We start from the raw sequence: 14,928 nt of genomic DNA on the forward strand, positions 1-14,928 counted from the left end.
GGTCAGGACTGCGGGGGCTGGCCGTTGCTCGCGGTGGTCCCGCCGTCGACGGCCAGGACCGCGCCGGTGATGAACGACGCCGCGTCACTGGCCAGGAAGAGCACGGCCGCTGCGACCTCGTCCGGCCGACCCCCGCGACCGAGGGCGATCCGCTCCGCGAACTTCGCCTGGAGTTCCTCGTCCTCCGCCTGGGCCTCGGTGAGGTCGGTCCACACGAGGCCCGGAGCGACCGCGTTCACACGCACCCCGAACTGCCCGTTGTCGAGCGCGGCGGCCTTCGTGAAGTTCGTCACGCCGCCCTTGGCCGCGTTGTAGGGACTCATCCGCCAGTCCGCGTCCTCCCCCGACACCGACGAGGTGTTCACGATCGACCCCTTCGTCTCGCGGAGGAACGGCAGCGCGGCCCGCGTGCCGTAGAAGACGCCCGACAGGTCGGTCTCGATGACTCGGCGCCACTCCTCCGTGCTCACGTCGGTGATGTCGCCGGAACCGAACGTCCCGGCGTTGTTGACGAGCACGTCGACCCGGTCGAACCGGTCGACGGTGGCATCGACGACGGTCTGCCAGTCCGCCGGACTCGCGACGTCGGCCCGGAGCACCACCACGCGGTCGGTCGGGAGCGAATCGCCGACGGCGCGCACCTTGTCGTCGACGCTGTCGGTCAGGACGACGGACGCTCCCTCGTCGATGAAGGCCCGCGCGGTGGCCTCGCCGATGCCGGACCCCGCTCCCGTGACGATCGCGACCTTGCCCTCGAACCGGTTGCCCATGGTGGCTCCTCTCGTTGCGTTCCGTGCCCGGGGGAGACGCCGTCGGCCCTGCGGGGCACGGTTCGCCACGATGCCCACACCCGGCTGGGTGCGCTCGGAGGCGCGCATCGCGGCGCATCGCGCATCGCGCATCGCGCCGGAGCGGGCATCGCAGCGGAGTCGGGGGCGCGCGTCGTGGCGGGGCGCCGGTCGTGGCGGGGGCGACCCGCGCCACCAGGGGCCGGTGGGTGAGGTCAGGCCGTCGTGTCCTCGGGCTCCAGGTCGCGGTCGAGCGAGATCGTCGGGATGGACGCGGTGATGACCGACCCGTCGGCCCGGAGCGTGCCCTGGATGTCGCTCGTGGTCGGGGCGCGGCCGGTCATCCGCGGCCCGTGGTGGGGCAGCGGCACGACGGTCGGCTCACCGGCCGTGACGTCCCACTCCTGGTTGTGCACCCAGGCCGTGAACCCCTCGCCCGTCTCGACGGTGAAGGTCATGGTCTCCTGCTCGAGGTCGACCCGCACCCGCGAACCCCGCACCGTGATGCGGTAGGTGATCCGCTCCCAGTGCTTCGGAAGCCTGGGGTTGAAGGTCATCCGGCCGCCGTGGTCGCGCATGCCGCCGAACCCGTTGACGAGCGCGCCCCAGATGCCGCCCGTCGACGCGATGTGCACGCCGTCCGAGGTGTTGCCGTGGAGGTCCGCCAGGTCGACGTAGAGCGCCGTCTGGAAGTACTGCAGGGCCAGGTCGTGGTAGCCGACCTCGGCCGCCATGATCGACTGGACGACCGCGGACAGGGTCGAGTCGCCCGTGGTGAGCGCGTCGTAGTAGTCGAAGTCGCGGCGCTTCTCGGCGGCGGTGAACTCGTGCCCCTGCAGGAACAGTGCGAGCACGACGTCGGCCTGCTTGAGCACCTGGAACCGGTAGATCACCAGCGGGTGGTAGTGCAGCAGCAGCGGCCGCTTGCTCTCCGGCGTGTGCTCGAGGTCCCACAGCTCCTTGTCGAGGAACTGCGCGTCCTGCGGGTGGATGCCGCGGTGCGGGTCGAAGGGGATCTCCATCGACTCGGCCGCGTGCTCCCAGCCGGCGATCTCCTGCGCCTGCAGCCCGGTCCGCCGCACCATGCGGTCGTACTCCTCCGGGTCGTCGACCGCGAGCTCGCGGCACGCGTTCACCGCGAACCACAGGTTCGCCCGGGCCATCACGTTCGTGTAGAGGTTGTCGTCGACGACCGTGGTGTACTCGTCCGGGCCGGTGACACCGTCGATGTGGAACTTCTTGTCGCCGTTCGACCGCCAGAACCCGAGGTCCTCCCACAGCCGCGCGGTCTCGACGAGGATGTCGATCGCTCCGCGCTTGAGGAACTCGCGGTCGTCGGATGCGCGCACGTACTGCATGAGCGCGTGGGCGATGTCCGCGTCGATGTGGTACTGCGCGGTGCCGGCGGCGTAGTACGCGCTGGACTCCTCGCCGTTGATCGTCCGCCACGGGAAGAGCGCGCCCCGCTGGTTCAGCTCGCGGGCACGGGAGCGTGCGGCGTCCAGCATGTTGAACCGGAACCGGAGTGCGTTCCTGGCGACGATCGGCGCCGTGTACGACAGGAACGGCAGGACGTAGATCTCCATGTCCCAGAAGTAGTGGCCGCCGTACCCGGAACCCGTGACGCCCTTCGCGGCGATGCCGTGCCCGTCCGTCCGGGCGGTGGCCTGCGCGAGCATGAACAGGTTCCAGCGGACCGCCTGCTGGATCGCGGGCTGCCCGGCGATCTCGACGTCGCTGCGGGCCCAGAAGTCGTCCATCCACTCGGCCTGACGGGCGAACGCCACGTCGACCGACTCGGCACGCGATCGGTCGAGCGACCGGTCGCAGCGGTCCGCGAGCTCCCGCGCCGGCACGCCTCGGGACGTGTGGTAGACCACGTGCTTCGTCAACCGGGTCGGCTGCCCGGCGCGCGCCTGCACCCGGTAGACGTGCTTCGCGAGGTCGTCCTCGATCGACGACGACTCGTCCCAGGTGTTCTCGGTCTCGAGGTGGTGCTCGACACCGACGCAGATCGTCATGCCCGAGCTCGCCGCCTGGTAGCCGAGGAGGGAGCGGCCACCGGTGCTGCGCTTCAGCTTCGGCTCGAGCACGCGCTCCGTGAACGCCTCGGCCTTGCGCGGATCGAACGCGTTCGCCGCCGCACGCATCCCCGCGTGGTACTCGTCCTGCACGTCCTGCCGGTTGAGGATCTGACTCGACAACAGGATCGAGGCGTCCGCGTCGAGCACGGTCACCTCGTAGTCGATGACCGCGAGGTGCCGGTCGGTGAAGGACACGAGTCGCCGGGACCGGATGAGCACCCGCTTGCCGGACGGCGTCGACCACTCGGTCTCACGGAACAGGTACCCGCCGCGGAAGTCCAGCCGGCGGGTGTGCCGGAGGATGTCCGCCTCGGCCAGGACGAGCGGCTCGTCGTCGACGTAGAGGCGGATCACCTTCGCGTCGGGCACGTTGATGATCGTCTGCCCGGTCTTCGCGAAGCCGAAGGCGTCCTCCGCGTGGCGGATCGGCCAGATCTCGTGGAACCCGTTGATGTACGTGCCGTACTGCACGCCGCCACGGCCCTCGTCGAGGTTGCCGCGCAGGCCGAGGTACCCGTTGCCGACGGCGAAGTTCGTCTCTGCGACGCCCTGCTCGTCGGGGGCGTACTCGGTCTCGACGAGCGCCCACTCGTCGATCGGGTACCGGACCCGGTCGAGTGGGTCGGAGGTGATGGGGTTCATGGTGCTCCGTGGGAAGGGAGGGAGTTCGGGGTGGAACGAGCGGGCCTGGAGGCACGACGCGCCTCGGCCCGTCGGCCTACGTCGCGCTGGTGGCGGGTTCCGGCAGCTCGTGGACGAGCTCGTCGAGGTCGCGCACCACCACGTCGGCGCCGTGCGCCAGGAGCGCGTCCGCTCCGGCGCCGCGGTCGACGCCGATGACGAGACCGAAGGCGCCGTTCCGACCGGCTTCGACCCCGCTCGTGGCGTCCTCGACCACGACGCACTCGGCCGCGGTCAGCCCGAACCGGCTCGCCGCGTCGAGGTAGGTGTCCGGGGCGGGCTTGCCGGCGAGGCCGTCCTGCCGAGCGACGAGCCCGTCGACGACCACTGGGAAGCGCTCGAGGATGCCGGCCGTGCGCAGCACCTGGACGGCGTTGGCCGAGCTGGACACGACAGCCACGGACAGCCCGGCGTCGATCGCGGCGACGAGGAACCGGAGCGAACCGGGGTAGGGCTCGACGCCGTGCTCGGTCAGCTCGGCCGTGAACTCGGCGTTCTTGCGGTTGCCGAGGCCGCACACGGTGTCGGCGTCGGGTGCGTCGTCGGGCGTGCCCTGCGGGAGGCGGATGCCGCGCGACTCGAGCAGGGAGCGCACGCCGTCGTACCGCGGCTTGCCGTCGATGTGGGCGAAGTAGTCCTGCTGCGTGTACGGAGCGACGCCGTGCGCCGCGAGGTACGGGGTGAAGAGCCGGCTCCACGCGCGCATGTGGACGTCAGCGGTCGGGGTGAGGACACCGTCGAGGTCGAACAGGAGCGCTCGCTGGTCTGCGAGTCGCGCGGGTGTGCGCCGGTCCGGCGTCGTCATGGGCAGCCCTCCAGGGACGGGGTCGTCGACGTTGTTCCCGCCGAGTCTAGGACCGCTCCAGGCCCCGCGTTCAGACGCGCCGGAGTCTGTGGAAAGAGTTCACACAGCCGTTCGACGTGGAGGACGAACGCGCTCGCCGGCTCGCCTGTGCAGTCGCTGAGTACCCGATCGACAGGCTGGCAGGGACGGAAAGGCACCACCATGACGAGCGACACCGCTGCCCCGACGCAGCACGGCGGCGAATCCAAGCTCCGCCAGGCGATCACCGGCCCACTGCTGTACCTGTTCATCCTCGGCGACGTCCTCGGCGCCGGCATCTACGCCCTCATGGGCACCCTGTCGAAGGACGTCGGCGGAGCGCTCTGGGCGCCGCTGGTCCTCGCGCTCCTGCTCGCGCTCCTCACCGCGGGTTCGTACGCGGAGCTCGTCACGAAGTACCCGAAGGCGGGCGGCGCCGCGGTGTTCGCGGAGCGCGCGTACAAGGTGCCGATCGTGTCGTTCCTCGTGGGCTTCTGCATGCTCGCCGCGGGCGTGACGAGCGCCGCCGGACTCTCCCTCGCCTTCGCCGGCGACTACCTCGGCACGTTCGTCGACCTGCCGCCGGTGCCGACCGCGATCGTCTTCCTCGCGCTCATCGCGTGCCTCAACGCCCGCGGAATCTCGGACTCGCTCCGCAGCAACGTCGTGATGACGATCATCGAGGTGTCCGGCCTGGTGATCGTGATCGTGGTGGTCGCGGTGATGCTCGGCGGCGGTGGCGGCGACGTCTCCCGCATCGGCGCGTTCCCCGCCGACGCGAACCCCGCGCTCGCCACCCTCGGCGCAGCGATCGTCGCCTACTACTCGTTCGTCGGCTTCGAGACCTCGGCCAACGTCGCCGAGGAGGTCCGCGAACCCCGCCGCGTCTACCCGAAGGCCCTGTTCGGCGCGCTCGCCACGGCGGGCATCGTCTACGTGCTCGTCGCGCTCGCGAGCTCGATCGCGCTCCCCGCGTCCGAGCTGGAGAAGTCGAGCGGCCCCCTGCTCGCAGTCGTCTCCGCCAGCGGCGTCCCGGTCCCGGACTGGGTGTTCAGCCTCATCGCCCTGGTGGCGGTGGCGAACGGTGCGCTGCTGACCATGATCATGGCGAGCCGCGTGACGTACGGCATGGCCGAGCAGCGCCTCCTGCCCGCCGTCCTCAGCAAGGTGCTGCCGAACCGGAGGACCCCGTGGACGGCGATCGTGGCGACCACGGTCGTCGCGATGCTCCTCACGCTCATCGGTGACGTCGGCACCCTCGCCGAGACCGTCGTCCTCCTGCTGCTCTTCGTGTTCATCAGCACGAACGTCGCGGTGCTCGTCCTCCGCCGCGACCACGTCGAGCACGACCACTTCCGGGTGTGGACGTTCGTCCCGGTGCTGGGCGTCGCGTCGTGCGTGCTGCTCCTCACCCAGCAGAGCGGGCAGGTGTGGCTCTACGCGGCGATGCTCCTCGCGGCCGGCGCGGTGCTGTACTTCATCGCCCGGTTCACGGGGCGACGCTCCGGGCGCGACCACGAGGCAGGGGTGATCCGCTGACGCGACCCGGTCGCGCCGCTCACCCGGTCAGGGCCGGCCGCCGGGCCGTCACGGTCAGCCAGCGCTCGTCGGAGCCCGTCCTGGTGGTCTCGCGGACGGCGACGTCGCCCCATCCCGCCCGTCCGACCACCTCGGCGAGGGAGCTGTCGGTCCAGTAGGTGAAGTGCCGTGGACGGCCGAGCTTCCGGGTGCTCCACGCGTCGCCCTCGCCGAGCTTCACCGTCGCGGCGAGGACCCCGCCGGGCCGCACGGCGGCGAGCGTCCGACCCAGGACGTCCGCGAACGCCGGACGCGGCACGTGGAGCAGCACGGCGTTGGCGAAGACCGCATCGTACGGGCCACCGAACGCGTCCTGCAGGACGTCGAGCACCCGGGCGCCGTGACCGGCCGCGCGGAGCGCATCGACGAACGACCGGGCGCCGTCGGTGCGGTCCACCACGAGCCCGGCTGCTTCGAGGGCGAGGGCGTCCCGACCGGGGCCGGAGCCGAGCTCGAGCACGTGCGAGCCGGACGGGACGAGGGCGAGCAGGTCGTCGACGAGAGCGGCGCGGTGGTCGTCGGTGCGCTCGGTGTAGCGCGCGGCCTCGCGCTCGTATGCCTCGAGGGTCCGCTCGGGGGAGAGGTCCCGCCTCATGACGACCTCGTGCCGTCCGTCCGGCAACCGGTCGCCGGGCTCGTCCACCGCGACGAAGCCGCACCGCTCGTACGCGCGACGGGCGGTGCGGTTGTCGGGCATCACCGAGAGCTCGAGCTCCGCGATGCCGACGCCTGCCGCCCAGCGGGCGACCGCTCGGATGAGCGCCGCCGCCACTCCTCGGTGGCGGGATCCCGGGTCGACCCACATCGAGATGAGCTCGGCGCGTCCGCGGTCGTCGACGTCGGGGACACCGCTCGCCATCCCGACGGCGTCCGCCCCGTCGAACGCGAGCAGGTCGAGCGCACCGGGGATCGACAGGCGGTCCCGCCAGCGGCGCTCGGGCGCTCCCGCCCAGTCCGCGAGCGTCGACCCGAACGCTCCGGGCGAGTCCGCGAGGGCCGCGAGCCGGACCGGGCGCCAGGACTCCCAGTCGTCGGCGGTCACGCGGCGCAGCTCGATCGTCACGCGACGACGCTACCGCTCGCAGTCAGGCGCGGCGGGGCCGAACGCGCCTCGCGCACTCAGCGCGCGGGGGTCCAGGTACTGACGGTGACGGCAGCGGTGACGGTCGCCGACTCGAACACGACGTCCGGGTCGACGTGGTGGTGGCTCGGCCCCATGTGCACCACGTCGTGGACGTCCTCGGCCGAGAGGTCCATCGTCCACGTGAGATCCTCCGATGACCGCAGCACGAACGCCGGCGTCAAGGAGTCGTGCAGGCGCCGCTCCTTCTCCGGGTCGACCGTGATGGTCGCCTCGGCCAGCTCTGCCAGGTGGCCGGTCCGTGGGGTGACCACGGCGAGCACGCCGTCCGGGTGCAGCACGCGGGCGTACTCGGTCTGGTTGCGGGGCGCGAACACGTCCAGCAGGACAGCGGCCGAGCCGTCGACGACCGGGAGGCGCTCGGTCACGTCCCCGACGACGGCCCCGGCCCGCTCGTGGGCACGAGCCGCCCGCCGGATCGCGACGGCCGACAGGTCGAGCGCCACCCCGCGCCTCCCGTCCGCCGCGCGCAGCGCATGGGCGAGGTAGGTCCCCGGTCCGGAACCGACGTCGAGCACGATCCCCGGGGCGACCGCCGCCGCGACCACCGCGGCGAGCGCCCGCTCGACGGGCGCGTAGTGGCCCCGGCCGAGGAACCGCAGCCGTGCGTCGACCATCTCCGGGGTGTCTGCGGTCAGGGCCCGGCGCTTCGCGGGCAGCAGCGTCAGGTGTCCCTGCTTCGCCTCGTCGAACCGGTGGCCGTTCGCACAGCCGACCTGCCCGCCGTCGACGCGTCCGAGCGGCTCGGCGCACGCGGGGCAGGCGAGCACGGGCAGCAGGTCGTCGCGCACCCGACCAGCGTAGGCGTCGGTAGCCTGACCGGATGTCGCTGCAGGACCTCTTCGGACTCGACGGCCGCACAGCACTCGTGACCGGGGGCACCTCCGGCATCGGGCGGGCCATCGCCGTCTCGCTGGCCGACGCGGGCGCGCACGTGCTCGTCGCGGCTCGGACCCGGGCGACGATCGACGAGACGGTCGCGTCCATCCGCGAGGCCGGCGGCACCGCGCACGGCATCGTCGCGGACCTGTCGAGCCGTCCAGGAGCCCACGCGCTCGCCGATGCCGCCGGTGAGGTCGACGTGCTCGTGAACTCCGCCGGGATCAACCTGCGCCCGCCGATGCCCGACCTCGACGAGGACACGTGGGACGCCACGATGGCGGTGAACCTCGACGCACCGTTCGTCCTCGGCCAGCGGCTCGCGCCCGGCATGGCCGCACGCGGGTTCGGCCGCATCATCGGCATCAGTTCGCAGCAGGCGCACCGACCCTTCGCGGCCAGCGGCGCGTACGGGGTCTCCAAGGCCGCCCTGGAGGCACTGGCCCGGTCCCAAGCAGAGGCCTGGTCCGCGCAGGGGGTCACCTCCAACGTCCTCGTGCCCGGTTTCGTGCCGACGCCGCTGAACCAGCGCCTCAGCTCGGACCCAGCGACCGTCGAACGGCTGGCAGCGCGGACGCTCGTCGGGAGGAACGGCTTCGCGTCGGACTTCGCTGCCGCGGCGGTCTTCCTCGCCGGTCCCGGGGCGGCCTACGTCACAGGGCAGTCCATCGCGGTCGACGGCGGGTTCTCGGTCCACTGACCCGGGTACCGTCCGCGGTATGGCGATCATCCACCGCGCAGACCTCCGGCCGTCGAAGCTCGAAGCGCTCGCCGCGTGGCTGCCGGCGCAGCCGTGGAGCGGGGTGACGACCGACGCGCGCCTCGACGTCGTCGGGAAGTTCCGCTTCGACGATCCCGCCGGCGAGGTCGGGGTGGAGACGATCCTCGTGCGACGCCCCGACGGGCGTGTGCTGCAGGCGCCACTGACGTACCGCGGCGCTCCCCTGCCCGGCGCCGAGGCGTTCCTCGTCACCGAGATGCACCACTCCGTGCTCGGGCAGCGCTGGGTCTACGACGCGGTCGGCGACCCGGTGTACGCCGATGTCGTCCGGCGCGCGATCGCCACCGGGGGTCACGAGGCGGCGCTCGAACGCGCGGACGGATCCGGCGCGTGGGAGGCTGAGGGCAGGGCGTCCGGCAGCGGATCCGCTGCCGACTCCCCCACCGTCACGTCGGTCTCGGTACGGTCCGACGGCACCCGCTCGCTCGTCGACACCGGGCACGGCACCCTCTCGGTGCTGCGTGTCGTCGGTGCGGACCTCGGCACGGCGCAACCGTCCGGCGAGACCCTCACCGGCACGTGGCGCGACGGCGAGGGCGCCGTGCTCGTCGTGCTGCGTTCCTGAGTCCGTCCCATGCGGGTACGGACAGGGCCTGCCTGTCCGTCGGCGCGGGTGGCAGGATCGACGCGTGAAGACACTGGAGTTGCCACAGACGGACCTCACCGCCTCCGACGTGATCGTCGGTCTGATGCGGATCAACGACATGAGCGACGAGGACATCCGCTCGGTCTACGCCGCGTCGCGCGACGCCGGCGTGACGATGTTCGACCACGCTGCGATCTACGGCGGCTGGCACGGCTGCGAGGAGCGGTTCGGCGCAGCCGTGACGCTGTCCGCGTCGGAACGGTCGGAGATCGTGCTGCAGACGAAGGTCGGTATCCGGCCGGGGTTCTTCGACTTCTCGTACGAGCACATCCTGTCGTCGGTGGACGAGTCGCTCGAGGCCCTGCGCACCGACTACATCGACGTGCTGCTCCTGCACCGCCCCGACGCACTGGTCGAGCCGGAAGAGGTCGCGAAGGCCTTCGACGAGCTGCACGCCGCCGGGAAGGTGCACCACTTCGGTGTCTCGAACCACACCCCCGGCCAGGTCGAGCTGCTCAAGAAGCACGTCCAGCAGCCGCTCGCGTTCAACCAGGTGCAGCTGAGCATCACGCACGCGAACGTCATCGCGCAGGGCGTCGCCGCGAACATGGGCGGCCTCGACCAGTCGATCGACCGCGACAACGACATCCTCAACTACTCGCGCCTGAACGGCATCACGCTGCAGGCCTGGTCGCCGTTCCAGAAGGGCTTCTTCGACGGCGTCTTCCTCGGCGACCGCGAGCAGTACGCGGAGCTGAACGACGTCCTCGACGAGGTCGCTGCCGCCCACGGCGTCACCCCGACCGGCATCGCCGTGGCGTGGATCACCCGGCACCCGGCGCACTTCCAGGTCGTCCTCGGCACCACGAACCCGCAGCGGGTCCGGGACTCGGCCGCCGGCTCCGACGTGGAGCTCTCGCGCGAGGAGTGGTACCGCATCTTCACGGCCGCGGGCCACACCGTCCCCTGAGCCGATCGGGCAGGGTGGGATCGTGCTCCACGACCTCGCCCTGCCCGTCACGCTCCCCACCCGATCCGGCTCGGTCACGCTCCGGAACGCCACGTCCACCGACCTCGACGCCCTCATGACCCTGCTGTCGGACGACCCGATCAGCGCCGCACGGGGTGACGTCGCCGCGCCCGATGACCGCCGGCTCTACGCGGAGGCCCTCGACGAGATCGTCGACGACCCGGCGAACGCGCTCCTCGTCGCGACCGACGAGGCCGGCATCGCCATCGGCACGCTGCAGCTCACGCGGATCCCCGGGATGGCCCGTCGCGGTTCAGCACGCTTGCTCGTCGAGGCGGTCCGGGTGAGCGGCGCCGTGCGCTCGGGTGGCATCGGGAGCGCCCTCATGCGGTGGGTCACGGACGTCGCCGCGCGGGACCTGGGGACTCCGCTCGTCCAGCTGACATCCGATGCCGAACGGACGGAGGCGCACAGGTTCTACGAGCGGCTCGGGTTCACCGGCTCCCACGTCGGGTTCAAGTTCCGCGTCCATGGCCCTTCCGCGGTGCGCGGCGATGTGCCACGCTGAGCGTCGTCGCCTCATGAGGTGCGAGCGGAAGTGGTCACAGGGCACCTGCGGCCCCCAGGAGCGGCTCGCGTGACCCAGCGACGTGTTCGAACCGCACTGCGTGCACCATCTTCCGGGCGCGCAGAGCGTCGATGTGCACGCGGTCATGGCGGTCCGCGGGCCCACGCGACTCGAGAACGATGCGATCGGAGCCGGCGGCGCTCAACTCGGAGATCAGCCGCCCCAGGGCGAGTCGTCGGCGACGACCGCGGCCCGATGCCGCTCGTCGCTTTCCGTCCAGTGCAATCTGCTCGCGGAACGCCGAGGATGTACGCCCCCGGATCGCGATGGTCTCCGGGCGGCCGACAGGCGAGAGTTCGGGTCAGTCGGCGGAGGCCGGAGCGCTCGGGACGGTGATGTCGACCGGGGACACCCGCGCCGGATCAGCAGAGGCACCACCGACGACGTCGAACGTGATGCCGAGCTCGGCCGCGGTCTCGGCGTCGAGCTCGAGACCGTCCTCGGTCACCTGGTCCTCGGGGATCGCACGGCCCTGCGACGGATCGAACGAGTTCGCAATCGACATGCGCACGAGCATGCCCGCCCTGCATGGCAATCAGCCAAGAGGGCGCACGGAACGCGCGATGCGGTCAGAGGTCGTCCGGGTGGAGTCGGTCGCCCGCTTGCGGCCGCCGGAACACCGGGCCCCCGCCGGCCTCGTCCTCGTCGTCGTGGCGGACCGGCGAGACGCTCGGGTCGGCGGAGTCCTCGCCGACGTCGGCGCCGCGGTCCTCCTCGACCTGCAGTTCGTCCTCGTCGGAACCGTCCACGGGGACGGAGCGGCCGGGCTGTTCGGGATCGAACGGTGTGCTCATCGACATGGATCGAGCATGCTCCGGCAGGGTGAACGGCGGGTCAACGCTGTCCGTCCGCCGCGATGAGCTCCAGCTGGGTCAGCGCGAGGTCGGACACCGCGGTGAACGAGAACGCGCTCCCGGTGGCCTGCAGGTGGAACACGCGGGTCTGCCCGCCCCAGTCGAACACGGCGTCCTGCACGGCGACGCGGGTGTCGCCGAGCGCGACGTCCCACGAGTAGGTGCCCGGCGACTCCACGGTGACGGTGTACAACGACGTGGGGACCGGCGCGACCTCGAACGACACCGAGGTGCCCGCGGCGAGTGCCGTGACGGTCCGACCGGTGTCGTCGCTGAGCGGGGACGGACCGACGGGCAGCAGGTCGACCGGGCTGTCGCGGTACCCGTGCACCTCGGACGCGGACACCGGGCGGGTGTCGGCGGCCCATCCCTGCGGCGTGTCCGTCAGGGTGAACTCGATGCGCGATGCCGACACCACCACGGAGTGGGGCATGCTGATCGACTGCCAGGGCGAGCCGTCGACCGTCACCGACGCGACGTACGCACCGGCGGAACCGTCGGCGACCTCGATGACCGTGGGCGCGCCTCCTGGCTGCTGCAGCACGGTCCGGCGGACCGACGGCGGCACGAGCACGTAGGAGCCCGTCGACGGTGCCAGCGGGTACAGGCCGATGGTCGCGAACACGTACCAGGCGCTCATCTCGCCGTTGTCCTCGTCGCCGGGGTAGCCCTGACCGAGGTCCGACCCGACGAACAACCGCTCGAGGCATTCGCGAACGATCCGGTGCGCGTCGTCGTGCCGACCGGTGAACATCGGGAAGAACGGGATGTGGTGCGCGGGCTGGTTCGACAGGCCGAGCATGCCCATCCGGACGTCGCGGGCCTCGGTCATCTCGTGGATGGCGAAGCCGTACGACCCGGAGTGCACGGTCGCGCCGGTCTCCGGGGTCGCGAAGAACGCGTCGAGCGCGGCGTCGAACCGGGCGGGTCCGCCGTGCAGGTCGACGACGCCGGCGCCGTCGTGCGGGGCGGTGAACGCGGTGCCCCACGCGTTCGTCTCGGTGTAGTCGTCGCCCCAGTCACGCGGGTCGAACTCGGTGCCGACGCGCCACGAGCCGTCCGGGTCGCGTCCGATGAAGAACCCGCGTTCGGAGTCGAACACGTGCCGGTACTGCAGTGACCGGCGGGCGAACCACTCGGCCTCGGCTGCGTACCGTTCCCGGTCGGCGGCCGTCCCACTGCGTGAGGCGAGCAGGTCCGCCATGACGGCGACACCCCAGTCGTTGATCGCCGCGTCGAGGGTCCAGCTCATCCCCTCGTGGGTCGCCGTGTCGACGTGGCCGCGGAAGGCGCCCGGGAGGCTCCCCTTCCGCCCGACACGCTCGTCCCGCGGCGGGACGGTCGCGTTGCGCAGCGCGCTCCGGTACGCCTCCGCCAGGTCGAACCCGGTGACGCCCTTCACCGCGAGGTCCGCGAACACGGTGTCGCTCGTGGTGCCGGTCATGCAGTCCTCGGCGCCGGGAGCACTCCACCGCGGCGTCCACCCGCCGTCGTGGTGGTGCTCGACGAAGCCCTGCGCGAGCTCGCCCGCCGTGTCCGGGGTGAGGAGCGCGAGGAGCGGCCAGGCGGTGCGGTAGGTGTCCCAGAACCCGTTCGTGGTGGTGAACGGGCCCTCGACGATCTCCGGTCCGGGTTCGTCGCGGATCGGCTCGGCCTGCACGGACCCGTACGGGGACCGGTGCCTCGGCGTCCCGGTCAGCGCGGTCTCGCCGGCCCGGTTCGGGTAGAGGAACAGTCGGTACAGCCCCGAGTACAGCGTGGTCAGCTGGTCTGGGGCGGCGCCCTCGAACGAGAGCGTTGCGAGCTTCGCCGTCCACTGCTCCTCGGCCCGGGCGCGCATGGCGTCGAACGGTCCGGCGGCGTCGAGGTCGGCGCGGGCGTCCTCGAACGACACCGTCGAGATGCCGAGCAGGACGTCGACCTCGAGCCCGTCGACCGCGATCCAGCCGCGCAGGAGTCCGTCGGCGAAGGACGTGTGGTCCGCGGTCGCGCCGGTGATCCGGACGTGGACGAAGTGGGGCGGGGTCCCCGGGCGGTCGTCGAGCTCCACCTCGACCACGGCGACGCCGTCGTCGATCGTGACCGAGGCGGAACGGACCCGGCCGTGGTGGTCGAGCACGACGCTGCGGACGCCGGTGAACCGGAGGCCGAGAGCGAACTCCCCCGCGGTCATCTCCGCCGTGACGCCGCTGTCGAGGTCGACCCGGTAGCGGTGCGGGCCGTCCAGCTCGTGGTCGTGGTCGAACCCGAGCGCCCGGGCTGCACGGTCCGGGTCCGGCGTCTCGAGCGGGGACGGCATGACCTGGAACACCCCGCGGTCGCCCATCCAGGGCGACGGGATGTGACTCGTCGCGAACGCCTGGATCGCCGGACGGAGTCGTCCCTCATCGTCGAGGCGGTCGTGCTCCTGGTAGGCGTACGGCCACCGGTTGCTCGACGCGTCGGTCATCGGCAGGCCGAACACCCCGCCGTGCGGAAGCGCCACCAGCGGGGCGTTGTTCCCGCGGGAGAACCGGGCGGACGCCTGCGTGCCGCGGGTCGTGCGGACGTGGTCGAGGGGCGTCGCCGGGGTCGGGCGGGCGGTCTCGATGCTGACGGCGTCGAGCCAGCCGCGGAGTGCCGGGCGCTCCCCGACGCCATCCGACGGATGCGTGGCGGAACCGAGCCGCGCCTCCAGACGGTCGACGACGCGGCCGGCGAACGGCGTGAGGTCCACGGCACGGCGGTTCCACTGGTCCACCCACTGCTTGCGGGCCGCGTCCTGCGCCTCGGGCGTCAGCGCGTCACCGTACTGGTCGCATCCGTCGTGGCTCAGGCGGGAGCCGTCGGTGAAGACGACGTCGAGCGTGAACGCCGTGGCGTCCCAGAAGTGCGGCAGGTCGGCCTCGGTGGGTTCGGATGCGCCTTCCGGCAGGGTGCGCTCCGGGAACCAGACCCAGGACAGCTCCTGGCCGGGCTCGATCGTCCGGCCCGTGAAGCCGGGCACGGCCGCGGTGATGGTGGTCTCCCCCGCTCCCCGTTCGACGAGGTACCCCTCCGGCGACCCGAATCCGACATGGTCCTGCGCTGCGACGGCCGTCGTCGGGCCACCGCTCCGTTGCAGCTCTCGCACACTGCAACCCTATTTGGTCCAGC

At 71.9% G+C, this 14,928-nt stretch carries 13 protein-coding genes; 5 read left to right on the forward strand and 8 right to left on the reverse strand.

Annotated elements, in window-relative coordinates; translation table 11 throughout:
• Positions 1-2 precede the first annotated feature (2 nt).
• The 3 genes from budC to HP507_RS16370 all read right to left on the reverse strand — a co-directional run bounded on the left by budC (position 3) and on the right by HP507_RS16370 (position 4,358).
• Positions 3-770: a meso-2,3-butanediol dehydrogenase gene (gene budC / locus HP507_RS16360; RefSeq protein WP_175352870.1), complete on the reverse strand. Its 768-nt coding sequence runs from the start codon at positions 768-770 to the stop codon at positions 3-5.
• Positions 771-1,003: 233 nt separating this feature from the next.
• Entirely contained in the window at positions 1,004-3,514 is a 2,511-nt protein-coding gene (locus HP507_RS16365) for a glycoside hydrolase family 65 protein (RefSeq protein WP_175352871.1), read from the reverse strand.
• Positions 3,515-3,590: 76 nt separating this feature from the next.
• Positions 3,591-4,358 (reverse strand): HAD family hydrolase, encoded by a 768-nt coding sequence (locus HP507_RS16370; protein ID WP_175352872.1) that lies wholly within the window; start codon positions 4,356-4,358, stop codon positions 3,591-3,593.
• A 201-nt stretch (positions 4,359-4,559) separates the two neighbouring features.
• Here HP507_RS16370 and HP507_RS16375 point away from each other — a divergent pair, with 201 nt between their 5' ends.
• Positions 4,560-5,915: an APC family permease gene (locus HP507_RS16375; protein WP_175352873.1), complete on the forward strand. Its 1,356-nt coding sequence runs from the start codon at positions 4,560-4,562 to the stop codon at positions 5,913-5,915.
• Between the two features lie 19 nt (positions 5,916-5,934).
• On the opposite strand, the gene HP507_RS16380 is transcribed toward HP507_RS16375, so the two are convergent.
• Together HP507_RS16380 and HP507_RS16385 are read right to left on the reverse strand one after the other, a co-directional pair.
• Positions 5,935-7,017 carry a bifunctional GNAT family N-acetyltransferase/class I SAM-dependent methyltransferase gene (locus HP507_RS16380; RefSeq protein WP_175352874.1) on the reverse strand — a complete coding sequence of 361 codons (1,083 nt, stop codon included), beginning with the start codon at positions 7,015-7,017 and terminating at the stop codon, positions 5,935-5,937.
• 56 nt (positions 7,018-7,073) lie between these two features.
• Positions 7,074-7,886 carry a putative RNA methyltransferase gene (locus HP507_RS16385; RefSeq protein WP_175352875.1) on the reverse strand — a complete coding sequence of 271 codons (813 nt, stop codon included), beginning with the start codon at positions 7,884-7,886 and terminating at the stop codon, positions 7,074-7,076.
• A gap of 32 nt (positions 7,887-7,918) precedes the next feature.
• Between HP507_RS16385 and HP507_RS16390 the strand changes: the two genes are divergently transcribed.
• The 4 genes from HP507_RS16390 (at position 7,919) to HP507_RS16405 (ending at position 10,879) form a co-directional block, all read left to right on the forward strand.
• Positions 7,919-8,674: an SDR family NAD(P)-dependent oxidoreductase gene (locus HP507_RS16390; protein ID WP_175352876.1), complete on the forward strand. Its 756-nt coding sequence runs from the start codon at positions 7,919-7,921 to the stop codon at positions 8,672-8,674.
• A 19-nt stretch (positions 8,675-8,693) separates the two neighbouring features.
• Positions 8,694-9,320, forward strand: a complete 627-nt coding sequence (locus HP507_RS16395; RefSeq protein WP_175352877.1) for a CG0192-related protein — start codon at positions 8,694-8,696, stop codon at positions 9,318-9,320.
• A gap of 64 nt (positions 9,321-9,384) precedes the next feature.
• Complete coding sequence (locus tag HP507_RS16400; RefSeq protein ID WP_175352878.1) at positions 9,385-10,311, forward strand: aldo/keto reductase; 927 nt, start codon at positions 9,385-9,387, stop codon at positions 10,309-10,311.
• Positions 10,312-10,333: 22 nt separating this feature from the next.
• On the forward strand, positions 10,334-10,879 hold the full coding sequence (locus tag HP507_RS16405) for a GNAT family N-acetyltransferase (RefSeq protein WP_175352879.1): 546 nt from the start codon (positions 10,334-10,336) through the stop codon (positions 10,877-10,879).
• Between the two features lie 361 nt (positions 10,880-11,240).
• Here the strand turns inward: HP507_RS16405 and HP507_RS16410 are convergent, their stop codons facing one another.
• The 3 genes from HP507_RS16410 to HP507_RS16420 form a co-directional block, all read right to left on the reverse strand.
• Positions 11,241-11,444, reverse strand: a complete 204-nt coding sequence (locus HP507_RS16410; protein WP_175352880.1) for a hypothetical protein — start codon at positions 11,442-11,444, stop codon at positions 11,241-11,243.
• Positions 11,445-11,508: 64 nt separating this feature from the next.
• Entirely contained in the window at positions 11,509-11,739 is a 231-nt protein-coding gene (locus HP507_RS16415) for a hypothetical protein (RefSeq protein ID WP_175352881.1), read from the reverse strand.
• A 34-nt stretch (positions 11,740-11,773) separates the two neighbouring features.
• On the reverse strand, positions 11,774-14,905 hold the full coding sequence (locus HP507_RS16420; protein ID WP_271207359.1) for a GH92 family glycosyl hydrolase: 3,132 nt from the start codon (positions 14,903-14,905) through the stop codon (positions 11,774-11,776).
• Positions 14,906-14,928: the final 23 nt, after the last annotated feature.

It is taken from the genome of Curtobacterium pusillum (assembly GCF_013359865.1).
Lineage (GTDB): Bacteria > Actinomycetota > Actinomycetes > Actinomycetales > Microbacteriaceae > Curtobacterium > Curtobacterium pusillum.

Excerpts from the sequence above, each read along its gene's own strand:
- HP507_RS16390 (WP_175352876.1), top strand. The coding sequence starts at position 7,919 with ATGTCGCTGCAGGACCTCTTCGGACTCGACGGCCGCACAGCACTCGTG.
- HP507_RS16375 (WP_175352873.1), top strand. The coding sequence starts at position 4,560 with ATGACGAGCGACACCGCTGCCCCGACGCAGCACGGCGGCGAATCCAAG.
- HP507_RS16370 (WP_175352872.1), bottom strand. The coding sequence starts at position 4,358 with ATGACGACGCCGGACCGGCGCACACCCGCGCGACTCGCAGACCAGCGA.
- HP507_RS16410 (WP_175352880.1), bottom strand. The coding sequence starts at position 11,444 with ATGTCGATTGCGAACTCGTTCGATCCGTCGCAGGGCCGTGCGATCCCC.
- HP507_RS16365 (WP_175352871.1), bottom strand. The coding sequence starts at position 3,514 with ATGAACCCCATCACCTCCGACCCACTCGACCGGGTCCGGTACCCGATC.
- HP507_RS16395 (WP_175352877.1), top strand. The coding sequence starts at position 8,694 with ATGGCGATCATCCACCGCGCAGACCTCCGGCCGTCGAAGCTCGAAGCG.
- budC (WP_175352870.1), bottom strand. The coding sequence starts at position 770 with ATGGGCAACCGGTTCGAGGGCAAGGTCGCGATCGTCACGGGAGCGGGG.
- HP507_RS16415 (WP_175352881.1), bottom strand. The coding sequence starts at position 11,739 with ATGTCGATGAGCACACCGTTCGATCCCGAACAGCCCGGCCGCTCCGTC.